12 protein-coding genes are annotated in these 13,122 nt (G+C 59.5%); 1 reads left to right on the top strand and 11 read right to left on the bottom strand.

Going from position 1 to position 13,122, the window contains the following annotated elements:
• Nucleotides 1-176 precede the first annotated feature (176 nt).
• Nucleotides 177-1,448, top strand: coding sequence for a hypothetical protein (locus AAHK20_RS28000; protein ID WP_449184745.1), 1,272 nt, complete (start codon nucleotides 177-179; stop codon nucleotides 1,446-1,448).
• On the opposite strand, the gene AAHK20_RS27995 is transcribed toward AAHK20_RS28000, so the two are convergent.
• The 11 genes from AAHK20_RS27995 to gmd form a co-directional block, all read right to left on the bottom strand.
• On the bottom strand, nucleotides 1,438-2,685 hold the full coding sequence (locus AAHK20_RS27995) for a right-handed parallel beta-helix repeat-containing protein (protein WP_449184744.1): 1,248 nt from the start codon (nucleotides 2,683-2,685) through the stop codon (nucleotides 1,438-1,440). The genes AAHK20_RS28000 and AAHK20_RS27995 overlap by 11 nt on opposite strands.
• A 7-nt stretch (nucleotides 2,686-2,692) precedes the next feature.
• Entirely contained in the window at nucleotides 2,693-4,009 is a 1,317-nt protein-coding gene (locus AAHK20_RS27990) for a glycosyltransferase WbuB (protein WP_449184743.1), read from the bottom strand.
• A gap of 49 nt (nucleotides 4,010-4,058) precedes the next feature.
• Nucleotides 4,059-4,874, bottom strand: coding sequence for a glycosyltransferase family 2 protein (locus AAHK20_RS27985; protein ID WP_449184842.1), 816 nt, complete (start codon nucleotides 4,872-4,874; stop codon nucleotides 4,059-4,061).
• 11 nt (nucleotides 4,875-4,885) lie between these two features.
• A complete protein-coding gene (locus AAHK20_RS27980; RefSeq protein ID WP_449184742.1) occupies nucleotides 4,886-5,449 on the bottom strand; it encodes an LbetaH domain-containing protein in 564 nt (187 codons plus the stop codon).
• Between the two features lie 3 nt (nucleotides 5,450-5,452).
• Entirely contained in the window at nucleotides 5,453-6,010 is a 558-nt protein-coding gene (locus AAHK20_RS27975) for an acyltransferase (RefSeq protein WP_449184741.1), read from the bottom strand.
• Nucleotides 6,003-7,136 carry a glycosyltransferase gene (locus AAHK20_RS27970; protein ID WP_449184740.1) on the bottom strand — a complete coding sequence of 378 codons (1,134 nt, stop codon included), beginning with the start codon at nucleotides 7,134-7,136 and terminating at the stop codon, nucleotides 6,003-6,005. The genes AAHK20_RS27975 and AAHK20_RS27970 overlap by 8 nt, the downstream gene beginning before the upstream one ends.
• Nucleotides 7,137-7,215: 79 nt before the next feature.
• Complete coding sequence (locus AAHK20_RS27965) at nucleotides 7,216-8,463, bottom strand: glycosyltransferase (protein ID WP_449184739.1); 1,248 nt, start codon at nucleotides 8,461-8,463, stop codon at nucleotides 7,216-7,218.
• Nucleotides 8,460-9,602, bottom strand: coding sequence for a glycosyltransferase family 4 protein (locus AAHK20_RS27960; RefSeq protein WP_449184738.1), 1,143 nt, complete (start codon nucleotides 9,600-9,602; stop codon nucleotides 8,460-8,462). Before AAHK20_RS27960 ends, AAHK20_RS27965 begins: the two co-directional genes overlap by 4 nt.
• Nucleotides 9,603-9,613: 11 nt before the next feature.
• Complete coding sequence (locus AAHK20_RS27955; RefSeq protein ID WP_449184737.1) at nucleotides 9,614-11,011, bottom strand: oligosaccharide flippase family protein; 1,398 nt, start codon at nucleotides 11,009-11,011, stop codon at nucleotides 9,614-9,616.
• A gap of 23 nt (nucleotides 11,012-11,034) precedes the next feature.
• Entirely contained in the window at nucleotides 11,035-11,985 is a 951-nt protein-coding gene (locus tag AAHK20_RS27950; RefSeq protein ID WP_449184736.1) for a GDP-L-fucose synthase family protein, read from the bottom strand.
• 5 nt (nucleotides 11,986-11,990) lie between these two features.
• A complete protein-coding gene (gene gmd / locus AAHK20_RS27945; protein WP_449184735.1) occupies nucleotides 11,991-13,109 on the bottom strand; it encodes a GDP-mannose 4,6-dehydratase in 1,119 nt (372 codons plus the stop codon).
• Nucleotides 13,110-13,122 lie beyond the last annotated feature (13 nt).

Below are 13,122 nucleotides of genomic sequence, written 5' to 3'. Positions count from 1 at the left end.
TAGAGCAATATACGAATAGGCACCGCATCTATGGTGTGTACCTTGCGCCGGTGGCGGATACACGCAATAGATTGGCGGATTACTCCAATCCATTACCGCGCTGTCATCTCTGCGGTCATGTACGCTCAAGATTGCCTAATTGCTCTATATCCTCTCGCGTGGATCACCTCAGCAGCATGAAAAAATCTTCTCTTCGATGGATCTTTAGCGCGGCACTAGTTCTCAATACATTCCTGCTTCGCCCCGCGGCGCTTGGCCAACAATACGTTTCCGTTGCCATGGTTTTGAGTCTCGTGCTGGTAACAGCCTATCTCCTGATACTCGGTCGAGGCGCGCGCGTTGTTTCATCGAGTAGCCGCAAAGACATCATGTTCGTGGCATGTCTCGTCACGATCTACTGGCTATATGAGGTTCCACTTAGTCTGACACAGCGCGCCGATGATGTATTGCTGGCCAAGGACTTCTTCTCGAGTTTGGTCGTGGTTTTCTGCTACGCGATCTTTCTTATGGAGGACAAGACGAACAATGCTTTTTTCCGGATTTTCACGACTGTCGTGGCACTGCTCGGCTGGTCAAGTGTCGTGACACTCGTCCTTTCCGGCATCGTCGGTCTGGATCATTTATACCTGTTCCCGGTCACGGTAAAAGGCTACGACAGTGCAGCAATCGCCGGCGATAGTTCGACGACTGGCGCCGTCTATTTCCCGTTTTCGATGCTCTACAGTGTCTACACATCTGGAAGTTTGCAGCTAAACCGTTATTCGAACTTCTTTCGCGAAGCGGGTATTTACCAGGCCGTTTCGATTTTCTGCTTCGCTTACGAGCGGTTCACGCGTCGTTCCTTGTTCGTCACGCTGGGCCTCGTCGCGGGAGCATTGTCGACGCTCTCGACGCTCGGCTTAGTTCTGTTGCCGATTACCGGTGGCCTAGTTTATGTCGCAAGGCGGCGATTGAGTATTTTGCGGATCGCTTCGCTGGGAGTGTTCGGTATCGTCGCTTGCCTCGCTCTTGTGTTTACTCCTGCGGTTGGCCTCGCAGATAAACTTGACACCCACGGAACATCTGTTACAGACAGATCGGATGCCATGAGTCGAGGTGCCGCCGCGATATTAAGCGATCCGCTAGGCACCGGTCTGTTCAGCGAAAAGGAGAGCGGTGATAGCATTTGTTTGATCGCTGCGATCGCGGCAATCGGCGTAGTCGGATTCCTGATTCAGTTTGCCCTGCTCTCCGGGTATCGGCCGGGAGCCAAGATCAACAATCCTCAAGCGATCCTCTGCTTTCCTCTAATGATGACGGCGCTAGTCTCACAGCCAATAGCAGGTTCAGGAATGACGTACGTTCTGGTGATGGCTTCCGTACCCGCACTTGTTCATCGGCGCAAAGCCGAATTGGCGCAGCTACCGGCTAGCCGCGTAGCTCCAAAGACTGCCGCGCCTATTCTTTGACCATGTTTGTAAAAACCTGGCTCTTTGGGCTTTTCACGGGTGTAGGGCAACGAACCAGCGTATTGCCGCTTATGTTTGACTGACCCGAAGCCGTGACGCATTGCGCGAAATCTGCGATGTAGTTTCCCGATACCGTGGTGTCGATCGTATTTTTATCCGGCAAGAGTATGCCGACCGAGTCCACAATGTCCGCTCCCGGTCCAGTTACGTGATTTCCCGTGATCGTGACGCGATTCGTCGGCGGCAAGTCGTGACTAACACTGGGATCGACGCCGACCTGGATACCATTGTTCTTGCCCTGCGCGACTACAACGTTTCCAGTAATGGTTACTGCTCCGCTCGCGTCTTCAACGTGCAACGTGCCATTGGCGCTCGAAGCGTTCGACGTTACCGTGTTACCGATAATCGCAAGACGTGTGACGTGCGCAACATTGAGGGGAAGATCGAGCCGGAGCTTCCGAGGAGCAATCACATTGCCTTCGATCACAACGTCGGACACTTCTATGTGAGGTGTGTTGACACCCAACGTCGCGTCAGTAAAGGTGTTGTTCGAAATGTGGATGTTCGCAGATGGCTTACCTAGGGGATTCGTCCGGACATCTTGCTGCATGCCGTTTTGAATGTTCACCTGGACACCGTACGTGCAGGTGTCGAACTGGTTGTCCTCTACATCCAACCCGCTCAAGCCACTTCCGGTTATCCACAAGCCGTAGATATTCGATTTGACGCTCGACTGATCGGTTGTATGGCACACGATGCGATTTTGATAGAAGCGCTGATCGGCCGCGTCGTCGACCGGATCCAAGATCCCCTGCATAGTCGCTGCACCGCTGTTCGATAGATCGAACCTCACGCCGGTGACAACCGTGTCGGAGCCACCCCATACAAATGCATTTGGGCTTCTTGCGCTGTTTAGCCTAAAGACAAGCGTCGCGCCTTCCCCGATAGTTGAGACACCGCGAGCGTCGATTTGTCCGCTGACGTTGTATAGCCGGCCACGAAGAAATACGTTTTCGTGCTTCTCGCGTGCCGCTGCGTACGTCGAGTTCAGCGCCGCCGTGTCGTCGCTCGATCCATCTCCCCGTGCGCCAAAGCGCATGGGCATCAAAACCGTGGCGTCTGATTCCTCGGATGCTGCGGATTTGGGCCGGTCAGAGTGAGCCACTTGAGAACTGGCATGCGATGTCCAGCAAATCAGACCCAGCGCAAAAGTGACATCAAAAATCCTTCGATGCATGAGGGCCTCAATCGGATGTCGCCGAGGACACCGGCGCATTGTCTTGTTTCGCAGCCTGTCCAACGTTCGGCTGCGGAAGCTCCTGCACTGCGTCAAAGGAGCCCACGCGGCATAGCATCCGCACCTTGCCGTCCAGCCTCTGCATCACCGTCCCGCGCGCCAACGCGGCTTCAGCATATTCACGCGCAGCAGCGCCAAGCCGAGTTCGATCCGACACGCAGTCCACCAGCCGCTCAATCGCTCCAACCAACGCCCCCACATCCTCCGGCTCCACCACCACCCCTCTCGGCGACACCACGTCAAACAGCTCCGTTCCCGGCCGAGCCATCGCGACAATCGACCGGCCGCTCGCAAGCATTCCAGTGAGCTTCGAAGGCATCACGAGGTCGGCGGCATCGGCCCGCTGAGGAAGCACATGAATATCCGCCAGGTTCAACAGATCGTTCAGATGTTCGAGCGGTTGCAGCGATAAAAAATGGCAATTTGGAAGATCCCTGCATTGCAACACAAGGCTCGCTTGTGAAGGACCCTCCCCGCAAAACACAAAGTGGATGTCCTCCCGCGACGCGAGCGACTGCGCCGCTTGTGCCAGCACTTCGATGCCCTGCTTTTGCCCCATGTTCCCTGAATAAAGAACGACGATGGAGCCCTCGGGTATGTTCAGCGCCTCCCGGTATCGGCTCGGCCGATCGAGCGGAAAAATGGCGTCGACGTCGACCCAATTGGGCAGCTCATACAACCTTTTCGGATCGACACCTTTTCTCCGTCCATGTTCGATCATCTTTCCCGAGATCGTCGACACGACATCGAATCTGCGCATCAGCGACTTTTCCAAGCTCAGGGCAACCGACCTCAAGCGTTGCCCTTTCAGCATGCCAAGGTCGAACGCGGCGTCGACTTCATAGTCCTGTATATGGAGCCAGGTGCGAGCCCGAACCAGCCGGCCCATGAGCCAGGCAGCCGGTGCGCTCAGCAAGCTCGGAGCGACGGCAATGACGACGTCCGGCCGCCAGAACGCTTGCGTCAGCACAATCGGAAGGCTCGAAGCGGCGAAACTCGCAAGATGCAAGATGCGCTTGAGCCCCTTGGGCTGACGGGGGACCCAGACGGGTGTGCGCAGCACGCGCACCGCCCCACGCTTCTCGCTTCGATAGCGCCATGCCGAATATCCCTCGCCAATTCGCCAGGCCGGATAGTAAGGGGGCGCGCAAACCATCCGCACTTCGTGGCCGCACGCTGAAAGCGACTCCGCCATCTCGGCGCTGTATTTCCCGATGCCGGTCAGTTCGGGGGCGTAGTTGAGCCCATAAATCAGTATCTTCATTGCGTTGCGCCGTGAGAAAAGTAACCTCTGGTATCGAATAAAGAAATGGTCACACCTTCGATGCCCTGGTTCGCTCTCTCACTTTCAACACAATGAAATACTCGTACACCGACTGCAAAACCGCATAGACGAAGCCCGGCCTTCCGTCCAGGAACCCTTGCCTGACTACGTAGAGCAACAGAAATTTGACGAGCGGGCGGAAAGGCAGCTTATAGAAAATGCCCTTTTGGTGGTACCGGCGCACCTGAAAGTCCTTCGCCAGCAATGCTTGAGACAGCTTGAACTTCTCACCCTTTTCCGCATTGATCGCAAACTGCTCCGCTTCAAGCGAGCTATACGAATTGTGCCGCGCGAGCCAGTGCGAGATGCCCTTGCTGAATGGATGATGATCGAGGAATGCCTCAAGCCGGCCCGTCTGGCCGTTGACAACCGTAACCGGATTGACGACCCGTTCGTATCGAATGTAGGCCGGCTTGAATAAGCGCACGTAATAAGGTGAGACCTGGACGTGCTTGAGCCAGCGATCGTTGAAGAAATCGCGGCGCCGGACTTCGAACGCAACGCAATCGGTGGATCGCTCCACGATCTCGAGCGCCGCGCGAGCCAATTCAGGCGTCACGCGTTCGTCCGCATCGATGTAAAGCACCCAGTCGTGCTTGAACGTGATGTTCGCCAGCCCCCAATTCTGGTGAGCGGCCCAATTGTCGAACTTCCTCGAGGTGACCTTCGCTCCGAGCCGGTTGGCAATCTCAACGGTGCGATCCGTACTGAGCGAGTCATAGACGTGGATGTCATCGCACCACTCGATGACGCTCTCGAGGCACCCCGGAAGATCTTTCTCTTCGTCCTTCGTCAAAACGAGCACTGAGAAGCGGCTCATCGTGTTTCCCCCGGCCTGGAACGGTTGGCAATTTTCTTGGCCGGCATGCCGGCATAGACTGTCCACGGATCGAGAAGGCTGCGTGTGACCACGGATCTGGCTCCCACTACGGCACCGTCGGCGATCTCCGCGCCGGGGCAGACGAACGCTTCAGCGCAAACCCAAACGTCCCGGCCGACGGTGATCGGTCCGGCGATCAATTGAAACAACGGGTCATTGAAGTCGTGACTCCCGGCGCACAGATGCGATCCTTGTGAAATGACGCAACGCTCACCCAACGAAATTCTTCCCATCGAATAAAGCGTGACGCCGTCGGCCACCCCCGCCAAAGCGCCTACCGATACATTCCACGGCGCCCAGATTTTCACGCGCGGATAGACATGCGCGCCGGCGCCCACCTTGGCGCCGAACAGCCGCAAGATGCCTCGGCGCCATCCGTGACAAATACGCGGCGAAGGCAGGAACAGCAGCACATAAGCCACGCCCCAAACCACACGCGCCAGTCGATTTCCCAGCGAAAACGACGGCGCGGTCTTTGAATCCACACCTTGCAGAATCATCCGTCAAACCTCTTGCGTGGCCGATACAGGCGTGCAATACGCGCCGGACGACGCCGGCGCTTCCAGCATCCCCGTGTGAGTCAACTCGTCTTGCAAGCTCTCGAAGCGTTTTTTAATGACGCGCGCCGGAACCCCCGCCACGACCGTGAACGGCTCGACGTCGCGAGTGACCACCGCCCCCGCGGCGACGACCGCGCCGTCGCCGATCGTCGTTCCGCAAAGAATGGTTGCGCCCGCGCCGATCCACACGTCTTTGCCGATCTCCGTCTGGCGAAACGCCGGCCTTCCGCTAAAGATGATCGGCACGCCGGGACGATCGAAGACGTGATCGTTGCCGATGATTTGCACGTCCGGCCCCAGCATCGAATAGCGCCCGACGCTCACACCCGGATTGATGCGGCAGCCCGGTCCCACATAGACGTATTCATCCGCGCGGAAATCACGGCTGATATCGCCGTAGCCGCCGAACAGCACCGTCGAATGCACGCGATTGAGCCGCATCAGCCTGCGCCACAGCATTCTTCGAGTGGCGCGAAACAGTCCACGTAGCATGTCAGTCATACGCGGGCCCGTAGAGGCAATGCATGTCGTCGCCTTTGCGCGCGGGATTTCCATGGATCGCATCGGCAAGCACTTCGCATTGCTTGCGCGGATTGTAGATTTCGTCCACGACTCTGAAGCATTGCTCACGCGCTGCGTCCCGTTCCGGAAACACGTCCGGAACGGATATCAGACACTCGGCAAGTCCTTGCAAGTCGCCGTACTCGAACATCAGCCCGGATATGCCATGCACGATCGCCTCAACCTCCGGCATCTGGCGATCCATATCGGAATGGGTAATGACCGGCGTACCGAACATCAGCGCGTGCATCGCCGTCAAGCCGACCTTCCCCGGCGACACCACCGCATCCGCTTCGAAGATATGCTGCGCGACGGCGTTTTCGTCGTAGAGCTCGCCGACGAACGTGACCTTCAGCTCGAGTGCTACCGCCAACTCTCTCAACTTCTTTTCCGCCGGCCCGCTGCCGATAAGCGTGAGATTGAACTTGCGTCCCGACCTGCGTTCAGCGAGCGAAAGAGCGTTCAACAAAAGGTCGTATTCGCATCGATCCGTCAAGCGGGACACGCCGAGCAGCCTGACCTCCTCCGTCGGTTCGCGCGATTTCCAATTGCCCAGCAACTGACGACGCGCCATCAGCTGCAGTTGATAGTCCAAGCTGTTGAATCCGACGTACAGATTCTCGGAACGAAAGCCGAACTCCTGCGCAATGCATTTGGCGCGGTACCCGTACAGATACTGCCCGTGCGCAAGCGAGAAGAAGAGCTTCCTGACGTAGTTCTTGATCGAACGCTTCGCAGACAGGAACCCGTGCCCCCAGAACAGCACGCGCTTCCCGGTCACGCGCCCGGCCAGAGCCGCGAGCCACGTGGTCAGAAAGTTCGGATTAGCCAGCAGCACCAGCACATCGAATTCCGGTGACAATGCCGCGGTCACCGCGCGCCATTGAAACGACACGCTTTTGAGCGCACTGACAGAGGCCGGCCGGAAATCCCGATCGGCGCCGAAGTGCAACGAAGGGATCCCTTGATAGCGTTCGACGGGATCGGCGAAATAGGTCAGATCGACATCGAGATGATGGATCGCATCGAACACACCCTTTCGGTAGTGCGGGAAGAAGTGATACACGATGGCGACTCGAAGGCGCCGCTTTCCGCTCTGCTCTCGGCCCGCGGAAGGGAGCGAATACCGCGTGCGAATCTCGGGGCTACGCAAATTCACGGAGTACCCCCTCTCGAATACATGCTTCCGCAATTTCATTGATCACGTTGCGCCCGAATTGATCCGGACTGTGTTCCGCCGCGAATGCCGCTAGACTCGCCGAACCTCGCATGGCGCGCACGAGAGCCTCCAGTTTCTCCCAGTCGAAACGAGGCGCCGGAGCCCCTGCATGGGCAATATCGTCCCAGCGCAAACCGAGCGATCGATTCGCCCGGTAATGCTCGATCAGGCCGTAGTTGGCGGTGATGACGGGCAGCCCGGCCTGCGCGGACTGAATCAGCACACCGCTCATTCCGCTGAAGTTTTCGTAGCAGATCCACATGACGTCCGCCGCCGCGAATACCTGCCCTTCCTCGATCTCGGAGCAAAACCGGTCGAGGACGATCACCTGAGCGCGCCGCTCGCCCGCTGTCTGCATGAACTGCTGAACGATCCGCGCCGCGCCGGAATCCTGCAAGCCCGCCAGCACGAGCCGAAAATGCTTCGGAAGGTCCGAGGCGGAAAATAGGCTCATCAAACGCGAAAGACCTTTCCTGGGACTAAGGGAGCCGTATGCGGCAACGACGAAGTGATCGTCGTCCAGACCCAACGCCTGCCTCCCTTCGCGACGCCCGGACGGCCGATGAATGGACGACGCATCGGGTACGTATCGGACTTTCTGCGCGAGGGCTGGCATCCTCTGCTCGACATACTGCGGAAGCGGTTCGTCGATCGTCGTCGCGAGCGAAAGCGTTCGCAGACGAAGCAAGCGCTGGAACAGCATTCTGCTCAGGACGTCCTGCTTGCCGCTCGGCCCGGCGATGCCGCACTCGTGATGATGAAACTTCGCGCTAAGAATCATGCCGCCGAAAGACGTGCCACCGAACGGTGACCCCGACAGTCCGGCGATCTTGTCGATGTAGTTGAGGTAGGGAACGTAGATGAAATCGGCCGTCGCTGCCTTTTTAAATTCGAGGTAGCCCTGTTCGAACGCACGCAGATAAGCGCGCTGCCCGAAAAGGAACTTGAGCTTCCCGCTGCCCGTGCCCTGCACGCGCTCAGGCATCGTTACAACGTTCAGCTGATCGCCCAGCGCGGATTTCACCGCACAATACGCGGCATGCTGACGCGCGGACTCCGTCGTCATCAGCGTCACGTGCCAGCCGCGACTCAACGCCTCTTCGGCGATCAGGCGCACGTACAGCACCATTCGATGTCCCGTCGCTTCGGGTTCGACAATGAGTAGCCTCGTCACATCACCCTCTCTCTAGCGTGGGCATCGATTAGCGTCGGCGAAGTCACTTCACGAAACAACGCGGCGTATCGATTGGCGACATGAGTCATCGAATACGAAAACAAATCGCGCTCGTAGCGCGCGTAACCGGTGGCGCTAGCGCGATCGATCGCCTGTGCAAACGCCGCGTGATTGTCCGGATCGATCATCGAGAAGCCTTCGAAGCGCCGGGCGAACTCGAAGACGGGAATAGCCGACGCCACGATCGGCACACCGCTCGCCAGTGCTTCGATCATCGCCACGCTGTGCGCTTCACGCTCCGACGGCATGACGTACACGTCGGCGGCGGACAGCAGCGAGGCGACATCGGTGCGGCTGCCGAGAAACAGGACTCGTCCTTGCAGCTCGTGATCGGCAACCAACTGCCTGACCTGTGCTTCGTAAGCCGCGTCTTCGGTCAACCCCGCCAGCCAAAGCTCCATCGGCCGGCCTGCACGAACGGCCTCCTTCAGCGCCAAAACGCTGGCCGCCTGATTCTTCACCGGCGTAAGCCTCCCTACCTGAAGCACGACCTGCGTGTTGTCGCTTACGCCAAGCTCCGAACGCAGCCGGCTTCGCGCCTTGGCATCGAAGGCATAGCGGTCGAGATCGGTGCCGTTCGGAATGGTCATGAGCCTGCGCGGCTGTCCACATCGCACGCGATAGTTGCTCGCCGCCGTCTCGGTCACGGTGACGACGGCGGCCGCCAACGGCCCGAGCACACGCTCGCTCCACCTTAGAAGCGTTCCCGCGTAATCGTCGTTGGTGGCCGCGTGCAGCACGGTCACCACCGGCACCGCTGCGGTCAATCGTGTGGCAAGGCGCGCATAAGCCGCCGGAATGACGGAATGCGCGACGACCACATCGGGTTGAAAGGCGCGCAGCGCCGACAACATGTAGCGAACCCGCCCTAAGCGCCCGAGTTTCCTCGCCGGCGCCTCGCACCAGACGCCCTGTTCCTTGAGCTCCGCCCAGACCGGCTCGAAGCGTTCCTCGCAGGGATTCACCCCAAGCACCCCCGTGGCGCCAAAGCGGCTCGCCGCGTGCGCCTGAGCCAGCGCGGCCGCAAGCACTTCGGCTCCCGAATGTCGAGGCGTCAGGACAACATGCAAAATACGCACGGTATCGTTCCTCAAGCCGTTAACGAAAAACCCGCCCGCAATCGCTGCAGCGGCAAGATGAGCGCAGCGGCGCTGACCAGCCCGAGACCGATTGCGTGGTAAGGGATGGATGACAGCAGCTGGTCAAGCACGACGATCATCGCCGTCACGGGCAAGCCCAGCGTGGCGATCGGCAGCAGGTGCCGCACTTGTCCGCGCGCATCCGCCATCACGTCCCAAAGCATCAAGACAGCGCACGAAAACACCGAGACCGCCGCGGCGATCGCCACGCCGATCGCACCCAGCCACGGCACCAGAGCCGCCGACATCGCGAGCAGCACCGCCAATTGCACGACGGTTGCGCGCGTCACGCGGCTTGGCTTGCCGGTGCCGCGCAAGTACGCGGTCAGCAATCCGACCAGCACGCCGGCCGCCATGAGAAAGACGAACACGCGAAAGAACGGCACGGCGCCGTCCCATTGCGCGCCAAGCGCGAGCCGGATGATGTCGCGCGCGGCAACGGCAAGAAACGTCGCGACGACCAGCGCGATCGTGCCCAGGTGACTGAACAAGGCCAGCGCATGACTCACGGCGCGGCCTTTATCGCGGCGCGCGATCTCCGAAAAATTCGGAAACAGGTATTGACTCAGCGCGATGCCGAAGTCGGCCACGCCGAATTGCGCAAGACGGCTCGCGGTCTGGTAAAGCCCGAGTGTCTGCACGCCGAATACCTTGACGGTGATGATGCGGTCCAGTTGATTGACGATCACGGTGAGCAAGCTGCTTGCCCATACCCATCGGCCAAATTCCATGATTTCGCCAAGCGGTTTCGTGTCGAAGTTCAGGCGCGGCCTCGTCTTCAGCACGATGTGGGACGCGACCGCCCTCATGAATTCGGAGAGCGGCAGCGCTGCGAGCACCCAGACGACATCGCGATACACGAGCGCAGCCACGGATGACATGACGAAGTCGGCCATGACAAACGTCGTCGTCAACAGCCCGACCGTGCGGAAGCGCCGCTCGCGCTGCGCGATCACGACCCGCACGCTCACCAGGCATCGCGCGAGCGGCACCAGTGCGACCATCTGCAAGACGGTGGTGCCCTCCGGAATATTGATCAGCCTCGCAATCCACCCAGATGCCGCAAACAGCACGGCGCTGAGCAAGACGCCGCGCACCGCGGTCGCGGTCCATAGTGCGTCGAGGCTCTTTGGATCGAGCAATTCCCGCCGCTGAATCAAGGCATGGCTCATGCCCATTTCGGTCAGCGACTCCGCAATCGAGAGCGCCATCAGGCAAGCCGCGATCAACCCGATCGAATGCGGACCCAGCAAGCGCGCGAGCAAAAAGAACTTGAACGCCACCAGCAAGCGCGACACCGCCTGCTGCGCGAAGACCCAAGTCGCACTGCTTTCGTCTAGTCGAATCATTAGCGTTTGGCCTTCGAATGTGACTAGGCCCGTTCGAGGACTGGCTCTTCAAAGCGGCCCAGAAAGTCCTGGTAGGTCGCTCTCAAACCTTCCTCCAAGCCGATCTGAGCACGCCAGCCAAGCTCGCCCAGCTTGTTGACGTCCAAGCGCTTTTGCGGCGTGCCGTCCGGCTTGCTGGTGTCGAACACGATGCGGCCGTCGAAACCGACCGCTCGCATCGTCGCGCGCGCCAGCTCCTCGATCGTGACGTCCTCTCCGCAACCAACGTTGAACAAGCCGGATTCGATACCGCGCTCGAGCACGAACACCGCGGCATCGGCCATGTCATCGACGTGCAGGAATTCGCGGCGGACACGCCCGGTGCCCCAAACTTCGAAGCTGCCGGCTCCGCTCTGCTTCGCTTCATGCGCCTTGCGCAGCAGCGCCGGCAGAACGTGACTCGTCTTCAAGTCGTAGTTGTCGTTCGGTCCGTAAAGATTCGTCGGCATCAGCGAGACATAGCGCGTGCCGTGTTGACGGTTGAACGCCTCGCACAGCTTGATGCCGGCAATCTTGGCAATGGCGTAGGCTTCATTCGTCCTTTCAAGCGGGCCGGTCAGCAGATAGTCCTCCTTGATCGGCTGAGGACAATCGCGCGGATAGATGCACGACGAGCCGAGAAACACGAGCCTATCGACGCCCGCCCGATAGGCCGCTTGGATCACATTGGTTTCAATGGCCAGGTTCTGGTAGAGGAAATCTGCCGGATAGGTGTCGTTGGCAAGAATGCCGCCGACTTTAGCGGCCGCAAGCAGCACGACGTCGATTGCCTCTTCGCGGAAGAACGCTTCCACGGCGGTCTGGTGGGTCAGATCCAATTCGGCGCGGCCGCGCGTCACGACGTTGTCATAGCCGCGCGCGGCAAGCGTGCGCACCAGCGCCGAGCCGGCCATGCCCCGGTGTCCCGCCACGAAAATTCGAGCGCTTTTGTCCATGGCGTTCACTCGTTGTATTCGAAGGTCTGGAAACCGGCCAGCGTTACGAGCGCGTCGCGCTTGGCAACCTGGTAATCGGCCCGCACCATTTCCTTGACGAGAGACTCGAACGGCGTCACCGGCGCCCAGCCGAGCTTTTCGTGAGCGCGCGTCGGGTCCCCGAGCAGCGTCTCGACTTCGGTCGGCCGGAAGTAACGCGGGTCCACGCGCACGATTACGCTGCCAGGCTTCAGTTTCGCTTCGGAACCGCTGACGCTCTCGACGATCCCAATCTCGTCGACGCCCTCGCCTTCGAAGCGCACCGTGATGCCCAACTCCGCGGCCGCGTACTGAACGAACTGACGCACGCTGTACTGCACGCCGGTTGCGATCACAAAGTCTTCGGGCTGCTCTTGTTGCAGCATGAGCCACTGCATTTCGACGTAGTCGCGAGCGTGCCCCCAATCGCGCAGGGCGGAGAGGTTGCCGAGATAGAGGCAATCTTGCAGGCCCGCCGCAATGCGGGCGATCGCTCGCGTGATCTTGCGCGTGACGAACGTCTCGCCTCGCACCGGCGATTCGTGATTGAACAGAATGCCGTTGCAGGCGTAGATGCCGTATGCCTCGCGGTAGTTGACCGTGATCCAGTAGGCGTAGAGCTTCGCCACGGCATACGGGCTGCGCGGATAGAAAGGCGTCGTCTCCTTCTGCGGAGTCTCCTGCACGAGCCCGTAGAGTTCCGATGTCGAAGCCTGATAGAACCGCGTCTTCTTTTCGAGGCCCAGAATCCGAATAGCTTCGAGAATGCGCAGCGCGCCGATGCCGTCTGCGTTAGCGGTATATTCCGGCTCCTCGAACGACACGGCAACGTGGCTTTGCGCCGCGAGATTGTAGATCTCGTCCGGCTGCACACGCTGAATGATCCGCACGAGGCTCGTCGAATCGGTCAGGTCGCCGTGATGCAATACGAAGCGGCCGTCCGACGCGTGAGGGTCCTGATACAGATGATCGATCCGGTCCGTATTGAACAAGGACGCGCGCCGTTTGATGCCGTGAACCTCGTAGCCCTTGTTCAACAGCAGCTCGGCCAGATAGGAACCATCCTGACCGGTCACGCCGGTAATCAGGGCGATTTTTCGTTTCATGATTTGATGCTCC

Source organism: Trinickia camelliae, assembly GCF_053525655.1.
The sequence above is the reverse complement of the archived record's forward strand: the minus strand, read 5'-3'. Positions and strand labels throughout refer to the sequence as shown.